The organism is Allobosea sp., assembly GCF_030695125.1.
GTDB lineage: Bacteria > Pseudomonadota > Alphaproteobacteria > Rhizobiales > Beijerinckiaceae > Allobosea.
In genome coordinates, this window is sequence record NZ_JAUYTP010000005.1 from 29882 (window position 1) to 47105 (window position 17224).

The 17224-nt window shown below is 67.4% G+C and carries 16 protein-coding genes; 11 read left to right on the forward strand and 5 right to left on the reverse strand.

Going from position 1 to position 17224, the window contains the following annotated elements; translation table 11 throughout:
- Positions 1-17: 17 nt before the first annotated feature.
- Both rocF and Q8S38_RS00425 read left to right on the forward strand, forming a co-directional pair.
- Positions 18-947, forward strand: a complete 930-nt coding sequence (gene rocF, locus Q8S38_RS00420) for an arginase (protein WP_305678438.1) — start codon at positions 18-20, stop codon at positions 945-947.
- A 2-nt stretch (positions 948-949) separates the two neighbouring features.
- The gene (locus Q8S38_RS00425) at positions 950-2038 is read left to right on the forward strand and encodes an ornithine cyclodeaminase (protein ID WP_305678439.1); all 1089 of its coding nucleotides are present in this window, start codon (positions 950-952) and stop codon (positions 2036-2038) included.
- Here Q8S38_RS00425 and Q8S38_RS00430 read toward each other — a convergent pair.
- Positions 2005-2880 (reverse strand): MurR/RpiR family transcriptional regulator, encoded by an 876-nt coding sequence (locus tag Q8S38_RS00430; RefSeq protein WP_305678440.1) that lies wholly within the window; start codon positions 2878-2880, stop codon positions 2005-2007. The two genes, Q8S38_RS00425 and Q8S38_RS00430, sit on opposite strands and share 34 nt — an antisense overlap.
- A 123-nt stretch (positions 2881-3003) precedes the next feature.
- On the opposite strand from Q8S38_RS00430, the gene Q8S38_RS00435 reads away from it, so the two are divergent.
- The 6 genes from Q8S38_RS00435 (at position 3004) to Q8S38_RS00460 (ending at position 8404) form a co-directional block, all read left to right on the forward strand.
- Complete coding sequence (locus tag Q8S38_RS00435; RefSeq protein WP_305678441.1) at positions 3004-3780, forward strand: transporter substrate-binding domain-containing protein; 777 nt, start codon at positions 3004-3006, stop codon at positions 3778-3780.
- 96 nt (positions 3781-3876) lie between these two features.
- A complete protein-coding gene (locus tag Q8S38_RS00440) occupies positions 3877-4599 on the forward strand; it encodes an ABC transporter permease (RefSeq protein WP_305678442.1) in 723 nt (240 codons plus the stop codon).
- Complete coding sequence (locus tag Q8S38_RS00445) at positions 4599-5309, forward strand: ABC transporter permease (protein ID WP_305678443.1); 711 nt, start codon at positions 4599-4601, stop codon at positions 5307-5309. Before Q8S38_RS00440 ends, Q8S38_RS00445 begins: the two co-directional genes overlap by 1 nt.
- 4 nt (positions 5310-5313) lie before the next feature.
- Positions 5314-6426 (forward strand): succinylglutamate desuccinylase/aspartoacylase family protein, encoded by a 1113-nt coding sequence (locus tag Q8S38_RS00450; protein WP_305678444.1) that lies wholly within the window; start codon positions 5314-5316, stop codon positions 6424-6426.
- 47 nt (positions 6427-6473) lie between these two features.
- On the forward strand, positions 6474-7274 hold the full coding sequence (locus tag Q8S38_RS00455) for an ABC transporter ATP-binding protein (RefSeq protein WP_305678461.1): 801 nt from the start codon (positions 6474-6476) through the stop codon (positions 7272-7274).
- 158 nt (positions 7275-7432) lie between these two features.
- A complete protein-coding gene (locus Q8S38_RS00460) occupies positions 7433-8404 on the forward strand; it encodes an NAD(P)H-binding protein (protein WP_305678462.1) in 972 nt (323 codons plus the stop codon).
- A gap of 806 nt (positions 8405-9210) precedes the next feature.
- On the opposite strand, the gene Q8S38_RS00465 is transcribed toward Q8S38_RS00460, so the two are convergent.
- From Q8S38_RS00465 to Q8S38_RS00475, 3 genes are read right to left on the reverse strand one after another with little or no spacing between them, the layout of a single operon-like run.
- A complete protein-coding gene (locus Q8S38_RS00465; protein ID WP_305678445.1) occupies positions 9211-9606 on the reverse strand; it encodes a hypothetical protein in 396 nt (131 codons plus the stop codon).
- Positions 9607-9612: 6 nt separating this feature from the next.
- Positions 9613-10227, reverse strand: a complete 615-nt coding sequence (locus Q8S38_RS00470; protein WP_305678446.1) for a hypothetical protein — start codon at positions 10225-10227, stop codon at positions 9613-9615.
- A gap of 33 nt (positions 10228-10260) precedes the next feature.
- Positions 10261-13986: a vitamin B12-dependent ribonucleotide reductase gene (locus Q8S38_RS00475; protein WP_305678447.1), complete on the reverse strand. Its 3726-nt coding sequence runs from the start codon at positions 13984-13986 to the stop codon at positions 10261-10263.
- Positions 13987-14701: 715 nt separating this feature from the next.
- On the opposite strand from Q8S38_RS00475, the gene Q8S38_RS00480 reads away from it, so the two are divergent.
- The 3 genes from Q8S38_RS00480 to Q8S38_RS00490 all read left to right on the forward strand — a co-directional run bounded on the left by Q8S38_RS00480 (position 14702) and on the right by Q8S38_RS00490 (position 16430).
- Entirely contained in the window at positions 14702-15172 is a 471-nt protein-coding gene (locus tag Q8S38_RS00480) for a hypothetical protein (protein WP_305678448.1), read from the forward strand.
- Positions 15173-15280: 108 nt separating this feature from the next.
- A complete protein-coding gene (locus tag Q8S38_RS00485; RefSeq protein WP_305678449.1) occupies positions 15281-15691 on the forward strand; it encodes an NADH:ubiquinone oxidoreductase subunit NDUFA12 in 411 nt (136 codons plus the stop codon).
- Positions 15692-15800: 109 nt separating this feature from the next.
- Positions 15801-16430 (forward strand): DUF2155 domain-containing protein, encoded by a 630-nt coding sequence (locus Q8S38_RS00490; protein ID WP_305678450.1) that lies wholly within the window; start codon positions 15801-15803, stop codon positions 16428-16430.
- A gap of 3 nt (positions 16431-16433) precedes the next feature.
- Here Q8S38_RS00490 and aat read toward each other — a convergent pair whose 3' ends face one another.
- Positions 16434-17123 (reverse strand): leucyl/phenylalanyl-tRNA--protein transferase, encoded by a 690-nt coding sequence (gene aat / locus Q8S38_RS00495; protein ID WP_305678451.1) that lies wholly within the window; start codon positions 17121-17123, stop codon positions 16434-16436.
- Positions 17124-17224 lie beyond the last annotated feature (101 nt).

The window sequence follows — 17224 nt, forward strand, 5'->3', positions numbered from 1 at the left end:
CAGGGAGGCGAGCACGCATGAGACAGACCACTTGCATTCTGCTGGGCGCACCGGTGCAGGACGGCACCGGGCGGCTCGGTTGCGACATGGGGCCCAGCGCCTTCCGCGCCGCCGGCATCGGGCCGGCCCTGCAGTCGCTCGGCCACACCGTGATCGACCGCGGCAACCTCGTCCCGGCGCCGCGACGCGACCTCACGCACGCCAACCCCGCGCTGCACGGCCTGCCCGAGATCGTGGCCTGGACCGAGGCGCTGTCGCAGACCGTCTACGAGACCGGCGCTGAGGGCCTGACCATCGTGCTGGGCGGCGATCACAGCCTGGCGGCCGGCACGCTCGCCGGCCATGCCCGCCGCGCGAGCGAGGACGGCCGCAAGCTCTTCGTGCTCTGGCTCGATGCCCATCCCGACCTCCACACGCTGGAGACGACCGAAAGCGGTCATCTCCATGGCGTGCCGATGGGCTATGCGCTCGGTCTCCCCGGGTTCGCCGGGACCTTTCCGCCGCTGGCGGCTGCGCTCGATCCCTCGCGGGTCTGCATGATGGGCCTGCGCAGCGTCGATGCGGCGGAGCGGCGGATTCTGGCCGGCAGCGGCGTGCATGTCCACGACATGCGTGCCATCGACGAGAACGGCGTCGGCGTGCTGCTGCGGCGCTTCCTCGACATCGTCGAGGCGCAGGACGGCATCCTCCATGTCAGCCTCGACGTCGATTTCCTCGATCCCGACATCGCGCCGGGCGTCGGCACCACCGTGCCGGGCGGAGCGACCTTCCGGGAGGCGCATCTGATCATGGAGATGCTCCATGACAGCGGCCGCGTCGCCAGCCTCGACCTCGTCGAGCTCAACCCCTTCCTCGACGATCGCGGCCGCACGGCGAGGCTGATGGTGGACCTCACCGCGAGCCTGATGGGCCGCAGCGTGCTGGATCGCCCGACGCGGAGCTACTGAGCATGGACCGCAAGCTCAACCTCGTCCGCTTCGTCAGCGTCGACCGGATGATGCGCATCGTCGGCCGGCACGGGATCGAACGCGTGCTGACCGACCTCGCGGCCTGCATCGAGGCCGATTTCAGGCGCTGGGAGGTCTTCGACAAGACAGCGCGCGTCGCCTCGCACAGCCATGACGGCGTTATCGAGCTGATGCCGACCAGCGACGGGCGGCACTACGCCTTCAAATACGTCAACGGGCACCCGCGCAACACGCGCGACGGCCGCCAGACGGTCACCGCCTTCGGCGTCTGGGCCGATGTCGCGACCGGCTATCCGCTGCTGTTGAGCGAGATGACGATCCTCACCGCGCTGCGCACAGCCGCGACCTCGGCCATGGCGGCCAGGTACCTCGCGCCGCACGGTGCCCACACCATGGCGCTGATCGGCAATGGCGCGCAGTCGGAGTTCCAGGCGCTCGCCTTCAAGGCGGTGCTCGGGGTCGATCGCCTGCGGCTCTACGATACCGATCCCGCCGCGAGCGTGCGCTGCGCCCACAACCTCGCGGATTTCGGGTTCGAGATCGCGATCTGCCGCTCGCCGGACGAGGCCGTGCTGGGCGCGCAGATCGTGACCACCGCCACCGCCGACAAGGCCAACGCCACCATCCTGACCGACAACATGGTCGGCGCCGGCATCCACATCAACGCGGTCGGCGGCGACTGCCCGGGCAAGACCGAGCTCCATGCCGACATTCTCCGGCGCAGCGACATCTTCGTGGAGTATCCGCCACAGACGCGCATCGAGGGCGAGATCCAGCAGCTCCCCGCCGACCATCCCGTCACCGAACTCTGGCGCGTCGTCACGGGGCAGGCCGAAGGCCGGCGCGAGGCGCGGCAGATCACGCTGTTCGACTCGGTGGGGTTCGCGATCGAGGATTTCTCGGCCCTGCGCTGGCTCGCCTTGGAGGCCGCCCGCACGGGCGAATACGATGAGCTCGACCTGCTGGCCGATCCCGACGAGCCGCGCGACCTGTTCGGCATGCTGCTGCGCGCCGGGGCGGGCCCGGCCGTCGCGCCTCAGCGGCCGCGGGAGGTCTGCGAGACCAGATAGCTCGAGATGGCGTCGGTCAGCTGCGCCGCCTTGGCGACATTGTCGGCGTTCGAGACCATCAGCGCCGTCACCAGCGCCTCGATCACGAGCAGCGCCGCGACATTGCTCGACGACAGCACGGGATGGGTGCAGCGGGCGATGAGGACCTCGCCGGCAAGCGGGGCGAGCGGCGATGCGGCCGAGTCGGTCAGCGCCACGATGGCCGCCTTGCGATCGGCGGCATAGCGCGTCAGGTGCACGACATCGGTGGCGTAGCGCGGGAAGGAGATGGCGATCAGCACATCCTCCGGTCCCAGCGCCATCAGGCGGCCGGCGGCATTCTCGGTGCCGCCGAACTCGACCACATTGACGAGCTGGCGACAGAAGGGCTGCAGGCCGAGCGTCAGCAGCCCCGCCAGATGGGCCGAGAGGCCGAAACCCATCACATAAACGCAGCGCGCCGATGTCAGGCGGGCGACGATGCGCGACAGGCCCTCGGGCTCGATCGCCTCGGCCGTGCCGCGCAGATTGGCCAGCGTGTCCTCCAGCCCCTCGCGCAGCGGCGAGCGCCCGTCCTCGCGGTTGAAGCTGCCGCGCAGCTTCTCGACCGGGCGCAGCACGGCCTGGAGCGTGTCGGCGAGCGCGGCGCGCAGATCGGGAAAGCCGCTGAAGCCCAGCAGCCGGGCGAACCGCGACAGGGTCGCTGTCGAGACGCCGGTCGCGGCCGCGAGATCCTCGATCGACAGGGCCGAGCCGCGCACCGGATTGCGCAGGAGGTGCTCCGCGATGACGCGATTGGAAGCCGATCCCGAGGCCTGCAGCGCCAGCAACTTCCGGCCGAGCTCGGAGGCAGCGAAGGCCATGTCGCTTCCGCCGCTGCCACCCAGACCATTGTGAAGGGATATTTTCATGTATTGACCTTATGAAAATTAATCGCCAGTGTGAAGCCCGAGCCGTTAACCAAGACCACTGATCGGGAGAATGTCATGCTGAAGCGTACCGTCCTCGCCTGGGCCGCAACGGCCTCGATCGCCCTCGTTCTCGGCCAGCCGGCGGTGGCCCAGGCCACGAAGCTGCGAATCGGGGTAGAGGGCAATTATCCGCCGTTTTCGATGATCGCGCCCGACGGCAAGCTGGGCGGCTTCGACATCGACATCGCCAATGCCATCTGCGCGCAGATGAAGGCCGAGTGCAGCTTCGTCCAGCAGGAATTCGACGGCATGATCCCGGCGCTCAACGCCAAGAAGTTCGACATGATTGTCGCCTCGATGACGATCACCGAGGCGCGCAAGAAGACCGTCGATTTCTCCGATCCCTATTACGACGTGCCTTCGCGCTTCGTCGCCAAGGCGGGCGCTTTTGCCGATCACTCGCCGGCCGCGCTGAAGGGCAAGACCATCGTCGTGCTGCGCAATTCGCCGCGCGCCGCCTATCTGGCCGAGAACTACAAGGACAGCACCATCGTCTTCGCCGGCAAGGAGACCGAGGTCTACATGGAGCTCGCCGTCGGGCGCGCCGATGTCGGCTTCGGCTCCTCGGTCGTCTCCGGCGAGGCCTTCCTGAAGAAGCCGGAAGGCAAGGGCTACGCCCAGCTCGGCCCGGCGATCCGGATCGGCGCCGGCTCGGGCGTCGGCATCGCGATGCGCAAGGGCGACGATGCCCTGCGCACCCAGGTCAACGCCGCGCTCGCCGCCTTCAAGGCCAATGGCGGCTACAAGGCGCTGGCCGACCGTTATTTCGACTTCGACATCTCGGGGTCCTGAGGCCGGCACCCGGCGTCAGGGTCGGGCCTGACCCGGCCCTGATGGGCCGGGCCGGCTCCCCTCGTTTCGCGGGACATGGCCAGGGCTCGCCCGGCCATGACGCCCCTTCATGCCGATCCGGACGAAGCCATGTTCCTCCACGGCTATTTCCCCGCCATTCTCGAAGGCCTGCGCTCGACGCTGCTGGTTTCGGCCGTGTCGCTGGCGATCGCCTGCGTCTTCGGGCTGATGGGGGCCGGCGCCAAGCTGTCGGCCTCGCGGGCGGCCAACATCGCGGCCGACACCTATACGACGCTGATCCGCGGGCTGCCGGAGCTCGTCCTGCTGCTGCTGATCTTCTATGGCGGCCAGATCCTGATCAACAGCCTCGCCGACAAGGCCGGGCTCGGCTATCTCGACATCAACCCCTTCATCGCCGGCACGACGACGCTGGGCTTCATCTTCGGAGCCTATCTGACGGAGACCTTTCGCGGCGCCATCCTCGCCATCCCGCGCGGGCAGAGCGAGGCGGGTCTCGCCTATGGCATGAGCCGGGGCCAGGTGCTGCGTCGTATCGTGCTGCCGCAGATGGTCCGCCACGCCATTCCCGGCTTCACCAACAACTGGCTGGTGATGATCAAGGCCACCGCGCTTTTGTCGATCATCGGGCTCGACGACATGGTCCACCGCGCCAACCTCGCCTCGGCCGCCACGCGCGAACCCTTCACCTTCTACGCCGCGATCGGCGGGATCTATCTCGCGGTCACCACGGTCTCGATCCTGCTGCTCGGCTGGGTCGAGCGGCGCTTCTCGCTTGGCGTGCGCAAGGTGGAATTCTGATGGTCGACTGGGCCCTCATCGCGGAATCCTGGCCGCTCTACATCAACGGCCTCAAGGTCAGCCTGATCCTGATGGCGATCTCGGTCTCGGCGTCGTTCCTGCTTTCGGTGCCGCTGGCGATCGCACGGGTCTCGCCCAATCCGCTGCTCTCGAAGCCGGTTTTCCTTTACACCTATGTGATCCGGGGCACGCCGCTCCTGGTGCAGCTCTACATGATCTATTTCGGCCTGGCGCAGTTCGAATGGCTGCGTGAGAGCGCGGCCTGGCCGCTGTTCCGCAACGCCTGGTTCTGCGCCTGGCTGGCCTTTGCCCTCAACAGCACGGCCTATACGACAGAAATCCTCGCCGGCGCCTTGCGCCAGACGCCCAGTGGCGAGCTGGAAGCCGCGCGCAGCCTCGGCCTGTCGACCTTTTCGATCTACCGCCGCATCCTGTTGCCGAGCGCCATGCGCCGCGCCCTGCCGCAATACGGCAACGAGCTCGTCATGGTCATGCATGCGACCTCGATCGCCAGCGCCGTCACCATCGTCGAACTCACCCGCACCGCCCGCGACGTCTACTACAACAACCTCGCCCCGCTCGAGGCCTTCGGCCTGGTGGCGGTGTTCTACTTCGTCATCACCTTCACGCTCGTCGGCCTCGTCAAGCTGCTCGAAGGCCGATTCCTGAAGCACCTGCGGCCCAAATCCGCCGACCCGAAACCCGCCTGACGCCATGCTCACCGAAACCATCGCGATCCCCGCCGCCGCCCCCGGCACGGCCCACCACCTCACCGTGCAGCGGTTCGGCCGCGCCGGGGCGCGGCCTTGCGTCTACATCCAGGCCGCTCTCCATGCCGACGAGATCCCCGGCATGATCTGCGCCCAGGCGCTGCGCCGGGAGCTCCTGGCGATCGAGGCGGCGGGACATCTGCAGGGCGAGGTGGTGCTCGTGCCGGTCGCCAACCCGCTCGGGCTCGGCCAGCAGGTGCTGGGGCAGCCGGTCGGGCGCTTCGCGCTGGGTGATGGCGGCAATTTCAACCGCGACTTCCCCGATCTGTGCGTCTCGCTCAGCCGCATCGGCGAAAACCTGGCCGACGCGCCGCAGCACAACCTGGCGATCATCCGGGAAGGCCTCGCCGCAGCCCTGTCCGAGGTGCCGGCGCTGACGCCGGCCCAGCATCTGAAGAAGACGCTCATGGGCATCGCGCTCGGCTGCGATGTCGTGCTCGACCTGCATTGCGACGCCGAAGCCGCGATGCATCTCTACACCCATACCGCATCCGCCGAGATCTTCGCCCCGCTCGCCGCATTGCTGGGCGCGCGGGCGATCCTGCTGGCCGAGGTCTCCGGCGGCGATCCCTTCGACGAGGCCCTGAGCCGGCCCTGGTTCGACCTCGCCCGGGCCTTTCCGGGCCAGCCCGTGCCCTTCGGCTGCCATTCCGTCACCGTCGAGCTGCGCGGCCAGCGCGATGTCGGCCACGAGACCGCCACCGCCGACGCCGCCGCGATCCTGGCCTTCCTGCGTCATCTCGGCGTGATCGCCGGCGCGCTGCCCACCCTCCCGCCGGCGCTGTGCAGCGCGACGGCGCTGGAGGCGTCGGAGCCGCTGATCGCGCCGTTCGCCGGCATTCTGGTCTATCGCCGCGAGGTCGGCGAGGACGTCGGCGCGGGCGATGTCGTCGCCGAGATCGTCGATCCGCTCACCGGCGAGACGACCCCGGTCGCCGCCGCGTCGGGCGGTGTCTTCTATGCGCGCTCGGCGCTGCGCTTCGCCGTGCCCGGCAGCAGGCTGGGCAAGATCGCCGGCACCCGCATGACGCGCAGCGGCAGGCTGCTGAGCCCATGACCGAGCCCAAAACCCAGCCCATGACCGAGCTGATGACGGAGGCCGCGATGGAGTCGTCGAGCGCGAGGGCGGGCGCGGAGCCCGCGACCAAGCTTCAGGCCGAAGACCTGTGCAAGCGCTTCGGCGCGGTCGACGTGCTCAAGGGCGTCTCGCTGTCGGCCAGGGCCGGCGAGGTGATCGCGATGATCGGCTCGTCGGGGTCGGGCAAGAGCACTATCCTGCGCTGCCTGAACCTGCTGGAGAAGCCCCATGCCGGCCGCATCATCGTCGGCGGCGAGGAGTTGCGGCTCATGCCCGGCAAGGGCGGCGAGCTCGAGGCGCAGGATCCCGCCCAGCTGCAGCGGATCCGCGCCAGGCTCGCCATGGTCTTCCAGCAGTTCAATCTCTGGGCGCATATGACGGCGCTCCAGAACGTCGTCGAGGCGCCGATCCGCGTGCTCGGCCTGTCGCGCGCCGAGGCGACCGAGCGGGCCGAGCGCTATCTCGCCCGCGTCGGGGTCTCCCATCGCAAGGACGCCTATCCGGCGCATATGTCGGGCGGCGAGCAGCAGCGCGTCGCCATCGCCCGGGCGCTCGCCATGGAGCCGGAGGTGATGCTCTTCGACGAGCCGACCTCGGCGCTCGACCCCGAGCTCGTCGGCGAGGTCCTGCGCGTGATGCGCTCGCTGGCGGAGGAGGGCCGCACCATGCTGGTCGTGACCCATGAGATGGGGTTCGCCCGCGAGGTCGCCAACCGCGTGATCTTCCTGCACCGCGGCGTGATCGAGGAGGAAGGCGCGCCGGCCGAGATCCTGGCGCAGCCGCGGAGCGAGCGCCTGCGCAGCTTCCTCTCCAGCAGCCTGAAATAGGGCGTCCGCCGCCAGCGGGCGGCCGAGATCGCGTGCAAGTCCGCGCGCAAGAGTCCGCAAGATCGACGATGACGCGGCGGCCCCGGTGAGGCACTCTCAGTGTCACGATGATCCTGCCCGACACCCCGCCCGACCCGCAGCCCCGCCTGCGCATCTGCCTGCTCGGCGCGACCGGCACGATCGGACGCGCCACGCTCGATGCGCTGCTGCGGCGCGGCCATGAGGTGGTCTGCTTCACGCGGGCGCCTGCCGGCGCCAGGGGCGCGGATCCCCGCCCGGAGCGCGCCCGCCTGCCGGAGGGGACTGCAATCCGGCCGGTCGATTTCGGCGATCCCGCCGCGCTTGCGACGGAGGGGTTCGCCGGCGAGCGCTTCGACGCCGTGCTGTCCTGCATGGCCTCGCGCAGCGGGGCGCCGGCGGACGCCTGGGCCGTCGACCACCGCGCCCATCTCAACGTGCTCGCGGCGGCGCAGCAAGCGGGCATCGGCCATTTCGTCCTCCTCTCGGCGATCTGCGTGCAGAAGCCGCTGCTGGCCTTCCAACAGGCCAAGCTGGCCTTCGAGGCGGCGCTGATCGGCTCGGGCCTGCGCTATTCGATCGTCCGGCCGACCGCCTTCTTCAAATCGCTGTCGGGGCAGATCGAGCGCCTGCGCCAGGGCCGGCCCTTCCTGATCTTCGGCGACGGAACCCTGACCGCCTGCAAGCCGATCAGCGACGCCGATCTCGCCGACTACCTCGTCGGCTGCCTCGACGATCCGCACCGGTGGAACGCCATCCTGCCGATCGGCGGACCCGGCGAGGCGATCACGCCGCGCCAGCAGGGCGAGGCGCTGTTTGCGCTGCTGGGGCGCGAGCCCCGCTTCCGATCCGTCCCCGTCGCGGTGCTCGATATCGTCATCGCGACGCTGAAGCTGCTCGGCGCGGTCGTGCCGCCCCTGGCCGCGAAAGCCGAGCTCGCCCGGATCGGCCGCTACTACGCCACCGAATCCATGCTGGTGCTGGACCCCGCGACCGGGCGCTACGATGCGGCGGCGACGCCCTCGACGGGAACCGACACCCTGGTGTCGTTCTACCGCGCGGTCGTGAACGGCGCGGCCGCGCCCGAGCGCGGCGACCACGCCGTGTTCTGACCCCGCCGCACCGCAACGGGACGGCGGCGTCGCTGGAGGGGGCGGGCAGGGGCGGGCAGGGCGGCACGCCTCCGCCTTCCGCCCGCCGGCCGGCGTCGGATCGATGAGGGGCAGCGGAGCGCCGCGAGGCGCGTTGGGTAACAGGCCGCATCCGTTGAGCCAGGACGCGGCGCGGGCAGATTGAGCCACTGCCCGCACGCCCCGTGGCGCTCCGCTTGCCGGCGATTTGTGACCCCGGGCCGCGCTTATCGGGTCGAAAGCCAGCCTCCGCCGCGAGCCCTTTCGACGCCAGTGCCCCTCATCGGGTTGTCGCGTCTACTCGGGCATGGGACGCAGGCGTGAGCCATAAGACCGTTCCAGCGAGCTCCTCGCACAGGGGCCGTAGTACCCCCAGGGCGGTGCCCCGAAGCCTCCCGGGACTGGCGTGCAAAGCCAGCCGCAGGCGCCGCGCCCATCCCCACCATGGCTGTGCCTTCCGGATGGCTGCCCCTCGGGGATGAGGTGGGGCATCGTAGGGTGAGAGAGAAGCGGCGGGGATAAGTCAGCCTCCTTCTCCCCTCGGGGGAGAAGGTCCGGCAGGGGATGAGGGCGCGCCCCACCGGCCCTCATCCGTCACGGCTTCGCCGTGCCACCTTCTCCCCCGAGGGGAGAAGGGATCGCGCCCTTCGCCGTATCCTAGACACTCATGCACTCTCCCGCTCCCGAATGGGAAAAGGGCTGCACAGCAAGAGAGAAGACTAGATGCGCAGAACTCTAAGTCGATAGCGAGGAATATTTGCTAAAGCACAACTGAATACGCATATTATTTAAGCAACTCGGGGCATATTTTTGAGCATAACCTGATCTTCTGATGCGATGCGGTAAGCGTTCTGATAAGCGTCAGCAATATTGCTATCAACAAATATTCTGTTTCCTATCAATTCAAGCGCTTCTTCAAGTACGGTTACAAGCTTAAGGAAATTCTCTTGGCCTTGATGCTTTTGATTAAGATGGCGGAGGTAAAAATTCTTAAAACCCTTTAGCCGGAAGCCAACGAGCGTGCGTGACTCCATTTCTAGCGCAAGAGTTAATGTCTCATCAATGCGCCTGTATACGCATGCTGCATCCTCGCGAAGATATTCAACGCTATCAGACGCCTCATAGTATATCGCTACTGGGACATAAGTCCCATGATCGATTGTAATTGAGGGCTGGTCGATCATGTCACTTTACCAAGCTTGTTTGCGATATCGCTCCTCGAAGTCGATTGGCAGCAAAGGCTCATTGGGACTTGCTTCAACAAATCCCCAATGGGTGATAACGCCCGAGGCGCTTGATGCCTCCTGTTTGTGCCGGCTCCGACCGACGACATCAATGCGCACATGCGTGACAAAGACAAGGCCGGCGGCAACGGGTGCAATCTCCCCTTGACACGCCAAGGCCGGTTTGTGGCGAACATAAAATTCCGGTTTCGTTATGAATGAGTAAACATCGAACCCGTGATTGTCGTCGGCTAGGGGGCGCTTCAGCCCCCTGAAGCACGCATGCGCATCACGAATAGACATCAATGGTCTGGTATCAAGCTGTTGAGTTATTTTGGAGGCATTGGGTAGCGGTGGAACCCTACCGAATATGAGGCTCCAAGCACTAAAGACAGGTTGGTATTTGCAGTTTTCGATGTCTTTTTGAAGATCGTGCTGCGCAAAACGGTAGAGACCGGGTTGGTCTCTGCCGAAAGGTGAGCGGCCGATCACGATGTTGGGTAAATCTCGCCATGGCGATGGCCTATGGCCACCGCCGTCGATCAACACCAGGCTGGGGCGGGAGGTGATAGAAGCCTTCATGGCGAAGTTTCCCCGCTTTCCACAGCTGCTATCTCACGAACACCCCGTCGTGCTGCCACACGTGTTGCACTTCAAACACGTGCCATTCCGCACCAGCGTGAAGTTGCCGCACTCGCCACAGCTGTCGCCGACATAGCCCTTCATGATCGCCTCGGCCCGGCGCTCGGACGCCGAGGGCTGGGCGGCCGGGGCCGCGAAGCCGAGCTTGGCCATCTCGGCCTCGCCGAAGGCCTCCGGCTCCTCCTTCAGCGCGGTGGCGCCGACCGTGGTGAAGGCGGTGACGGTGGCGCCGCCGCGGGCGGTCGTCTCCGTGCCGACAGCAAGGCCGCCGCCGCCCTGGATCGCGTGGAAGTTCATCGGCTTGCCGCGGCGGAAACCGGTCGAAGCCAGCGGGCTCGTGGTGATCGGCGTCGTCGTCTGGGGCGCCTTGTCCTGGCCGACGCCGCCGCCGATCACGTCATGGCCGATCTCGCTCGGGTCGATATGGGCGAGGTCGTGCCGGCCGAGATAGGAGATCGCGAGTTCGCGGAAGACATAGTCGAGGATCGAGGTGGCGTTCTTGATCGACTGGTTGCCCTGCACGAAGCCCGACGGCTCGAAGCGCGTGAAGGTGAAGGCCTCGACATACTCCTCCAGCGGCACGCCATATTGCAGGCCCAAGCTGACCGCGATGGCGAAGTTGTTCATCATCGCCCGGAAGGCGGCGCCCTCCTTGTGCATGTCGATGAAGATCTCGCCGAGCCGTCCATCGGCATATTCGCCGGTGTGGACATAGACCTTGTGGCCGCCGACGACCGCCTTCTGGATGTAGCCGGTGCGGCGGGCGGGCATCTTCTCGCGCTCGCGGATGACCTTCTCGACGATGCGCTCGACGATCTTCTCGGTGAGCTGCGTCGTGCGCGCGGCCATCGGCATCTGCTGCAGCGCCTCGACCGCATCCTCCTCGTCGTCCTCGTCGGCGATGAGCGCCGAGTTCAGCGGCTGGGAGAGCTTCGAGCCGTCGCGGTAGAGGGCGTTGGCCTTCAGCGCCAGCTTCCAGGAGAGCATGTAGGCGCTCTTGCAATCCTCGACCGTGGCGTCGTTGGGCATGTTGATGGTCTTGGAGATCGCGCCGGAGATGAAGGGCTGGGCGGCCGCCATCATCCGGATATGGCTCTCGACCGAGAGATAGCGCTTGCCGATGCGCCCGCAGGGATTGGCGCAATCGAAGACGTTGTAATGCTCGGTCTTGAGGTGCGGCGCGCCTTCCAGCGTCATCGCCCCGCAGACATGGACATTGGCGGCCTCGATCTCCGCTTTGGAGAAGCCGAGGAAGGGCAGCACCTCGAAGGCGGGATCGTTGAGCTTCTCGGCGGGGACCTTCAGCGTGTTGACGAGGAAATCCTCGCCCAGCGTCCATTTGTTGAAGACGAACTTGATGTCGAAGGCGGCCTTCAGGTCCTTCTCGACCGCGTCGATCTTGTCCTGCGGGAAGCCCTTGGCCTTGAGCGAGCCGTGGTTGACGCCCGGCGCCTGCGCCATCGAGCCATGGCCGACGGCATAGGCCTCGATCTCGGCGATCTCGTGCTCGCGGTAGCCGAGCGCGCGCAGCGCGTCGGGCACGGCGCGGTTGATGATCTTCCAGTAGCCGCCGCCGGCGAGCTTCTTGAACTTCACCAGCGCGAAGTCGGGCTCGATGCCGGTCGTGTCGCAATCCATGACGAGGCCGATCGTGCCGGTCGGCGCGATCACGGTCGCCTGGGCATTGCGGTAGCCATGCTTCTCGCCGAGCGCCAGCGCGTTGTCCCAGGCGATGCGGGCACGCTCGGACATCAGCGAGGAGGTGCCGCCGAGACGGGCCAGCGTGCCATGGTCGAGCGGCACGGGGGTGACCTCGAGGCCCTCATAGCCGGTGGCCATGCCATGGGCCGCGGTGCGGTGGTTGCGGATGACGCGCAGCATATGCGCGGCGTTCTTCTTGTAGCCGGGGAAGGGGCCGAGTTCGCCCGCCATCTCGGCCGAGGTCGCATAGGAGACGCCGGTCATGATCGCGGTCAGGGCGCCAGCCAGGGCGCGGCCCTCGTCGGAATCATAGCCCAGGCCCATGCTCATCAGCAGGCCGCCGATATTGGCGTAGCCGAGGCCCAGCGTCCGGTACTCATAGGAGAGTTCGGCGATTTCCTTGGACGGGAACTGCGCCATCGTCACCGAGATCTCGAGCACGACGGTCCAGAGCCGGCAGAGATGCTCGTAAGCGGCGACGTCGAAGACCTTGGTCTCGTTGTCGTAGAACTGCAGCAGGTTGGCGGAGGCCAGGTTGCAGGCGGTGTCGTCGAGGAACATGTACTCCGAGCAGGGATTGGACGCGCGGATGCGGCCCGACGCCTTGCAGGTGTGCCAGTCGTTCATCGTGGTGTTGAAGTGCAGGCCCGGATCGGCCGAGGCCCAGGCGGCGAAGCCGATCTTCTCCCACAGATCGCGGGCCTTCAGCGTCTTCATCACCTTGCCGGTGGTGCGGCCGGTCAGGTTCCAGTCGCCGTCGTTTTCGACCGCGCGCAGGAAGTCGTCGGTGAGCGAGACCGAGTTGTTAGAGTTCTGGCCGGAGACGGTGAGGTAGGCCTCCGAATCCCAGTCGGTGTCATAGATGTCGAACTTGATGTCGGTGTAGCCCTGCTTGGCGAACTGCATCACGCGCTTGATGTAGTTGTCGGGCACCATCGCCTTGCGTGCGAGCTTCACCTCGCGCTTGAGGGCGGGGTTCTTCTCCGGATCGAAGCAGGAATCGCCTTCGCCCTCGCAGTTCACGCAGGCCTTGAGCACGGCCTTCATGTGCTTCTGGACGGTCTTGGAGCCGGTGACGAGGGCGGCGACCTTCTGCTCCTCCTTCACCTTCCAGTCGATATAGGTCTCGATGTCGGGATGGTCGACATCGACCACGACCATCTTGGCCGCGCGGCGCGTCGTGCCGCCCGACTTGATCGCGCCGGCCGCGCGGTCGCCGATCTTGAGGAAGGACATCAGGCCCGACGAGCGGCCGCCGCCGGCGAGCTTCTCGCCTTCGCCGCGTAGCATCGAGAAGTTCGAGCCGGTGCCCGAGCCGTATTTGAACAGGCGGGCTTCGCGGACCCAGAGGTCCATGATGCCGCCTTCGTTGACGAGGTCGTCCTGCACGCCCTGGATGAAGCAGGCATGCGGCTGGGGATGCTCGTAGCTCGACTTCGACTTGGTCAGCTTGCCGGTCTTGTAGTCGACGTAGAAATGGCCCTGGCTGGGGCCGTCGATGCCATAGGCCCAGTGCAGGCCGGTGTTGAACCATTGCGGCGAGTTCGGCGCGACGCGCTGGGTCGCGAGCATGAAGCGCAGCTCGTCATGGAAGGCGGCGGCATCGTCTTCCGAGGTGAAATAGCCACCCTTCCAGCCCCAATAGGTCCAGCAGCCTGCGAGGCGGTCGAACACCTGCTTCGACGAGATCTCGGAGCCGGACCGCTCGCCCTCGGGCAGCTTGGCGAGCGCCGCCTCGTCGGCGACCGAGCGCCAGAGGAAGGAGGGGACGTCGTTCTCCTCGACCTTCTTGAGCCGCGCCGGCACGCCAGCCTTGCGGAAATACTTCTGCGCGAGCACGTCGCTGGCGACCTGCGACCACGCCTCGGGCACCTCGATGCCCTCCAGGCGGAACACGATCGAGCCGTCGGGATTGCGAATCTCGCTCACCGCCGAGCGGAAGGGAATGGCGGCGTAAGGCGACTGTCCGGCGGAGGTGTAGCGGCGCTCGATGCGCATGATCCGTCATTCCCTGATGCTTGCCGCGGGCGGGTCACGCCTCGCGCGGCCGGTTGATCACCGGCTCCTGATGTCAGCCCGAACTCGGTTTGATTGCCCCGTGGACGTCGCGGCGTTGTGGCCCGCCTCGCTCGTCCGGTTGCGGCCAGAAAGACCGCGCGCGCCTCTTCGACGCCACCGTTGCCGGTGTGCCGCGCAAGACCGCCTCGACCCCTCTGGAAACTCTTTCGCAGGTGTCGATTGGCGTTTCCGCCGGCCGTCACGCGACTGTCAAAACCTAGTCCCGGATGGGGCGTTCCGTCAAGGATTAGTGCCGCGCAAACCAGGTGGGCACGACATCTGGTGGGTCGGTGTGAGTTATGGGGATAAGTTCCGGCAACCCCGCTAAGCCATGGGAATCGCGACAGGATTCCGGCACTGCGGCCAGATTGCCACAAGCGCGCGCCGAATAGGAGGCCGCGACGGCGGACCGGGAATGATGCCCAAACGTCATCGGGCCGCCTCGCGCCGACGGAGTTGAAGGCTGCGTCTCCACCGGGCCGATCAAGTGTTTGAATCCATGCCGTCTTGGCCGGTCGCGCGGCCGGCGCGGCCCTTGGCCCAAACCCGAATCGACATGCCGCGAATCTGCGGGCACGGCTTCCAGCGGCGACCTGGAACCCGCCCTTAAGCAGGCTGTGCAAAGGTCGGGGGGACCTCACGGGAACGTCGCGCCATGCACATGCGGGCTGTGTTCGCCATGCTTCTGTTCATCGGCGCGTGCTCGCCGGCGGGCGAGCCGCTGTCGCGCGACTTCGCGGGCTGGTGGCGCCCCGAGGCCGGCAAGCTCGGCTGCGAGCGCGCAGCGATGCGTTTCGAGCGCAACCAGGTGCATGTGCGCCGCGACGCGCGCTTCGTCACGGTGTTCGAGATCACCGAGGCGAAGCTCGCCCCCGGCGAGGCCCGGCTGACGCTGCGAATCGCCGACGAGGCCGCGCTCCTCGCCGCCATCGATCAGGGCCGCCCGGCGATGGCGACCGAACTGCCCAAGCGGGCGATCGTCTTGACCTTGCGGCGCGCGGGCGATCGCCTCGTACCGAACAATGCCTTGATCCAGGAGAGCGGGCCGCGCGGCTTGCGCGCTCCCGGGCGAGGCGAGGCGCGCGCCATCACCCAGATCTTCACGATGACGCCCTGTCCGGTCTGACGCCCGCGCCTGCATCGCGCCGGGCTGGACAGGGCGCGCCCCGCTCTTCATAAGTCCCCGCAGTTCAATCGACCGCGACGCGCGCATCTCCACGAAGGCGACATTGCCATGAAGCCCTGGCTGCTGCAGATCTTCACCTGGTGGAACGGCCAGACACTGGGCACGCGCTTTCACACCTGGCGCTTCGGCGAGCGGGTCGGCGAGGACGAGTTCGGCAATGTCTATTACCGCACCAAGGGTGGGGTGAAGGACAAGGCGCTCGGCTTCCAGCGCCGCTGGGTCGTCTACAACGGCGACATTGAGGCCTCCAGGATCCCGCCCGGCTGGAATGGCTGGCTGCACCACACCGTCGACGTCGCGCCTTCCGAGGAACGCTACGAGGCGCGCGAGTGGCAGGAACCGCACCAGCAGAACTGGACCGGCACGCCGCAGGCCTACCGCCCCAAGGGCTCGACGCTGGCCGAAGGCGAGCGGCCCTCCGCCACCGGCGACTACGAGGCCTGGACGCCGGGCCGCTGACACCGCGCGGGGCAGGGCGGCCTTGCGCCCTTTTTCCGCTGCGATTGGCGTGTTACTGCGCGGGCGTCGCGGGCCGCCCGCGCTTCCGCTAGAGATTCGCAAAGCCGCCATGCCGTCGCCCTTTCGTCATCCGGTTCTGGCCGGCCTGGTCTCGAGCACGCTTCTGTCACTGGCTCTGACCGGCCCGGCCTCAGCCGACCGCATCCGCAACCCCACCGCGGTCTTCGCCGGGCTCGACAAGATCACCGGCCGGATCATCTCCTTCGAGGTCGCGGTCGACGAGACCGTGCAGTTCGGCGCCCTGCAACTTACCCCGCGCGTCTGCTGGACGCGGCCGCCGACCGAGGCGCCGCAGACCACGACCTTCACAGAGGTCGACGAGGTCACCTTCAACAACGAGTATCGCCGCATCTTCACCGGCTGGATGTATGCCGCCAGCCCCGGGCTGCACGGCGTCGAGCACGCGATCTACGATGTCTGGCTGACCGACTGCAAAGGCGGCACCGAACTCGTCGTCGATCCCAAGGAGCCCGAGGCGCCGATCGCGGAAGAGCCGCGCCGGCCGCGCACCGCGCCGGCCCGCGATGTCAACCAGCAGCCCGGCCTGCCGCCGCCGCCCGCGCCCGGCCAGCGCATCGACGTGCTGCCGCCCCAGGGCGTGCCGGTGGCGCCGCGCCAGGCGCCCAGCCAGCGCTTCTTCCCGACCAATCCCGGCCGCGACCCGACGGGCGGCAACTGAGGCTCAGGCCTGACCGCCGGCTTCGATCGCCGCGACGGCCTCGGGCCCGCGCAGAATCCGTCCCGGGGACCAGATCGCCCAGTCGCCGGGCGCGGCCAGCGCCCGCTCGAGCAGGCGCTGATAGGCCGCCCGCGGCACCTCCTGCGTGCCGAACTGGGCGAGATGAGCGGTCTGGAACTGCGCGTCGAGGAGGCTGTAGCCGCCCTGGCGCAGCCGGGCGACGAGATGCACCAGCGCCACCTTGGAGGCGTCGGTCTCGCGGTGGAACATGCTCTCGCCGAAGAAGGCCCCGCCCAGCGCCAGACCGTAGAGACCGCCGACCAGCCGGCCCTCGCGCCAGCATTCGACCGTGTGGACATGGCCGATGCGAAATAAGGCGCCGAAGATCGCGCGGATGCGGTGGTTGATCCAGGTCTCGGGCCGGTCGGGTCGCGATTCCGCGCAGGCTTCGATCACGGCCTCGAAATCGCTGTCGATGCGGACCTCGAAACGCTCCGACCGGACGGTGCGCGCCAGCCGCGAGGCGAGATGGAAGCGATCGAGCGGGATCACGCCGCGCTGCTCGGGCTCGACCCAGAACAGGTTCGGGTCGTCGGCCGTCTCCGCCATCGGAAAAATGCCGGCAGCATAGGCCCGCAGCATGATCTCCGGCGTGATCTCGGGCGAGCGGACGGGGATGGAACGGGCCTTCATGCAGGCAGGGGAGCGCGGAGCGGCGCGGGAGTCAAACGACGATGTCATTATCCTCAGCCCTCATCCTGAGGAGCCGCGAAGCGGCGTCTCGAAGGACGCTC

What these genes read in the sequence shown, in the direction of transcription:
- rocF (WP_305678438.1), top strand. Translation starts at nt 18, where the DNA reads ATGAGACAGACCACTTGCATTCTGCTGGGCGCACCGGTGCAGGACGGC.
- Q8S38_RS00425 (WP_305678439.1), top strand. Translation starts at nt 950, where the DNA reads ATGGACCGCAAGCTCAACCTCGTCCGCTTCGTCAGCGTCGACCGGATG.
- Q8S38_RS00430 (WP_305678440.1), bottom strand. Translation starts at nt 2,880, where the DNA reads ATGGCCTTCGCTGCCTCCGAGCTCGGCCGGAAGTTGCTGGCGCTGCAG.
- Q8S38_RS00435 (WP_305678441.1), top strand. Translation starts at nt 3,004, where the DNA reads ATGCTGAAGCGTACCGTCCTCGCCTGGGCCGCAACGGCCTCGATCGCC.
- Q8S38_RS00440 (WP_305678442.1), top strand. Translation starts at nt 3,877, where the DNA reads ATGACGCCCCTTCATGCCGATCCGGACGAAGCCATGTTCCTCCACGGC.
- Q8S38_RS00445 (WP_305678443.1), top strand. Translation starts at nt 4,599, where the DNA reads ATGGTCGACTGGGCCCTCATCGCGGAATCCTGGCCGCTCTACATCAAC.
- Q8S38_RS00450 (WP_305678444.1), top strand. Translation starts at nt 5,314, where the DNA reads ATGCTCACCGAAACCATCGCGATCCCCGCCGCCGCCCCCGGCACGGCC.
- Q8S38_RS00455 (WP_305678461.1), top strand. Translation starts at nt 6,474, where the DNA reads ATGGAGTCGTCGAGCGCGAGGGCGGGCGCGGAGCCCGCGACCAAGCTT.
- Q8S38_RS00465 (WP_305678445.1), bottom strand. Translation starts at nt 9,606, where the DNA reads ATGATCGACCAGCCCTCAATTACAATCGATCATGGGACTTATGTCCCA.
- Q8S38_RS00470 (WP_305678446.1), bottom strand. Translation starts at nt 10,227, where the DNA reads ATGAAGGCTTCTATCACCTCCCGCCCCAGCCTGGTGTTGATCGACGGC.
- Q8S38_RS00475 (WP_305678447.1), bottom strand. Translation starts at nt 13,986, where the DNA reads ATGCGCATCGAGCGCCGCTACACCTCCGCCGGACAGTCGCCTTACGCC.
- Q8S38_RS00480 (WP_305678448.1), top strand. Translation starts at nt 14,702, where the DNA reads ATGCACATGCGGGCTGTGTTCGCCATGCTTCTGTTCATCGGCGCGTGC.
- Q8S38_RS00485 (WP_305678449.1), top strand. Translation starts at nt 15,281, where the DNA reads ATGAAGCCCTGGCTGCTGCAGATCTTCACCTGGTGGAACGGCCAGACA.
- Q8S38_RS00490 (WP_305678450.1), top strand. Translation starts at nt 15,801, where the DNA reads ATGCCGTCGCCCTTTCGTCATCCGGTTCTGGCCGGCCTGGTCTCGAGC.
- aat (WP_305678451.1), bottom strand. Translation starts at nt 17,123, where the DNA reads ATGAAGGCCCGTTCCATCCCCGTCCGCTCGCCCGAGATCACGCCGGAG.